The organism is Streptomyces sp. SID3343 (assembly GCF_009865215.1).
Lineage (GTDB): Bacteria > Actinomycetota > Actinomycetes > Streptomycetales > Streptomycetaceae > Embleya.
The window spans coordinates 1-2,310 of the sequence record NZ_WWJX01000063.1; the positions used below are offsets into that span (position 1 = coordinate 1).

The window sequence follows — 2,310 nt, forward strand, 5'->3', positions numbered from 1 at the left end:
GGCCCGGCGGGCGGCGCCGGGGCCCGACTCCACGTGCCCCGACGTCACCAAGAGCCTGCGCCCCAGCGGCTCGCTTCCCGCGCCGACCGCGCTGCCCGCGGGCAGCACGATGCGCAGCATCCGCGACCGGGGCTTCCTCGTCGCCGGGATCGACCAGAGCACGTACCCCTTCGGCTACGTCGACCCGGCCGACAACGAACTGCGCGGCTTCGACGTCGACCTGCTGCGCGCGGTGGCCAGGGCGATCTTCGGCAACGACGACCCGAGCCACCTTCAATTTCGGGTCCTGCCGAACCAGCAGCGCGTGACCGCGGTCGCGACCGGTCTCGTGGACATCGTCGCCGAGACCATGACGATCAACTGCAAGCGCAAGCTGAGCGTGGACTTCTCCTCGGTCTACTTCGTGGCCGGACAGCGCATTCTCGTGCAAAAGGACGGCACCACCGAGAAGGTCGACTACGGCAACGGCCTGGCCGGACTGCCCGACGGCATGCGGGTGTGCTCGGTACCCGGATCCACGTCGATAGACGAACTGGCCGCACAGGTCCCCAAGGAGCGAATCGTCGAGGGCGACACGTGGGCCGACTGCCTGGTGAAACTGCAACAGGGGCAGGCCGAGGCGATCACCACCGACGACACGATCCTCGCCGGACTCAAGACCCAGGACCCCTACTTCACCCAGGTGGTCGGCAGTCCCATCACCTACGAGCCGTACGGCATGGCCATCTCGAAGGACCGCCCCGACCTGGTCAGATTCGTCAACGCGCTGCTCGAACAGATGCGCAAGGACGGCACTTGGCAGCGGCTCTACCGCACCTACCTGGGCGTCTCGCTCGGCGACACCGTGCCCGACCCGCCGTCGGCCGAGTATCGGGACCCGCGGTGAACCGGCCGCCGCGATTGCTCGGGCGCGACGAGATCGACCGGTTGATGGCCCGACACGAGGGCGAGTACGACGCGCTGACGGCGCGGCTGATGGAGTTGGAGGACCACCCGGGGCGACGCCTCCTCGAGGGCGGCTCGCTCACCGGGCGCACCGCCGACGAGTGGGCGCGGTGCCGTCGGGCGATCGCACTCCTGTGGGGCCACCGCGAAGCGTACGGCGATGTGTTGGATCGGGCCCGCGAGGTGCGTGGCCGGCGCGGCAAGCCGTTGCGGGCCGAACTGGAGGAATTGTCCTTCCTGTTGCTCGGCGCCTCCGCGCGACTGGCGGCACAGGACGTTCCGTTGAACCTGCGTGGGCTCACCGATCCGACGATGCACGTGGGCACGCTGAGCCTGCACGACGTCGTCGCGGAGATGTCGCCCGCGTGGGACGAGGTGACCGACGTGGTCGGTCGTGCCGACGTCGTGTGGTCGAACCTGGTGCCCGTGCTCGATCGGTTCGACGGCGAGGTCGCCGCCACCGACACCGGCATTCGTGAACTCGGCGGCCCCGACGCCGCGCCCGAGCCGACCGAGGCGCTCGACGCGGTCCGCAGCCGCGTCGAGGCGGCGCGTAGGCTGGTGGCAAGCGACCCGTTGGCCCTGACCACGGCCACGCGTGAACGTATCGGCGACGTCGACCTCACCGCGATCGAGCGCGCCCTACGCGAGGTCTCGGACGCGGTACGGCAACTGACGCTCGTTCGGGAGCGCTTCGAGGACCGGACCGGCCGCCTGGGTTCGGTCCTGGAGGAACTGGAGTACCAGGAGGGCGACACGGCCCGGCGCCGCGTGCACGTGCTGTCGCGGATCAGCGACAAGCGGGTCCCGGAGGTACCGCTGCGGGCCGCGACCCTGCGGGATCGCCTGTCCTCCCTCGCCGAACTCGGCCGTGCGGGCGACTGGGCGCGGATCTCGCGCGAACTGAGCGAGTTGGAGAACGACGCCGAGGAGGCCCGTGAGCGACTCCAGGCGACCCGTGCGCACATCGACGCGCCGCTCGCCAAGCGCGACGAACTGCGCGGCCTCGTGCAGTCGTATCGGGCGATGGCCTCGCGAGGCGGCCATGCCGAACTGGGCCCGCTGGAGTCGCTCTACGTCCACGCCAAGGACCTGCTGTGGCGCGCGCCCTGTGAACTGGATGTGGCGACACGGGTGGTGACGCGCTATCAGGAGGCGGTCATCGCGGCACAACGCAACGAACGCGCGGCCGACAAGGGGGAACAGCGATGAAGAAGTGCAATCGTCCGCCGTGCGACGGGGAGATCGACGACGGCTTCTGCACCGAGTGCGGTCGCGAACCGGCGGGCGAGGCGCCGCCGGCCCTGCCGCCGGGCGGCATGCCCGGGGGCTCGGGCAGCGGGGTCGTGGGCGCCGCCGGCGCCT

At 70.7% G+C, this 2,310-nt stretch carries 2 protein-coding genes; both read left to right on the top strand.

All coding sequences use genetic code 11. From position 1 onward, the window contains the following. On the top strand, positions 1 to 886 hold an 886-nt coding region (locus GT354_RS02525), incomplete at its 5' end, for a glutamate ABC transporter substrate-binding protein (RefSeq protein ID WP_161354502.1). Next, positions 883 to 2,157 carry a hypothetical protein gene (locus tag GT354_RS02530; protein WP_161354503.1) on the top strand — a complete coding sequence of 425 codons (1,275 nt, stop codon included), beginning with the start codon at positions 883 to 885 and terminating at the stop codon, positions 2,155 to 2,157. The genes GT354_RS02525 and GT354_RS02530, both read left to right, overlap by 4 nt. Positions 2,158 to 2,310 lie beyond the last annotated feature (153 nt).